The organism is Enterobacter cloacae complex sp. 6730903 (assembly GCF_048283985.1).
Lineage (GTDB): Bacteria > Pseudomonadota > Gammaproteobacteria > Enterobacterales > Enterobacteriaceae > Enterobacter > Enterobacter hormaechei_C.
Window position 1 is genome coordinate 1 of sequence record NZ_JBLVXX010000159.1, and the last position, 535, is coordinate 535.

1 pseudogene is annotated in these 535 nt (G+C 53.5%); it reads left to right on the top strand.

Annotated features, from left to right (window positions below):
- Positions 1-535 (top strand): annotated as a pseudogene (locus ACNQ0W_RS25335) (host specificity protein); the annotation flags it as partial.

The following is a 535-nucleotide window of genomic DNA, read 5'->3' on the forward strand; positions in this document are numbered from 1 at the left end:
GACAGCCGAAGCAATTATCGGCAATGCTCTGGCTATTGCTGATGTTGTTGTGCGGCAGACTGCGCAGCAGGGCGCAAACTCTGCGACATTCGAACAGCTCCGGGAAGTGATCGCTACTGAGACGGAAGCGCGCGTCACGGATGTTACTCGTCTAGAGGCGAAAACTGCCCAGAATGAAGCGGGTATTACTGATGTTCGCCAGGCGTTAGCAACGGAAACTGAAGCTCGCGCTTCTGCGGTAAGTCAATTGACGGCTGCCACTCAGGCCGCATCTGACAAAGCTGATTCAGCAGCTGCTGTAGGTGCTCAGAATACAGCATCAATCACTGACCTTAGCCAGGTTGTCACGGACCTCGATTCCTCAATGGCATCACGTCTGGAAGAACTGGGTGCACAAACTGATAAGGCCAGCGGCGGTATTCAGAACAATGCTATCGCGCTGATCACCAGCACGCTCGCGCAGGTTAACCAGCGTAACCTTCTGAGCGTGCAATATGGCGATAACAAAGCCGGTATTGAGCGGGTCGATAATGTA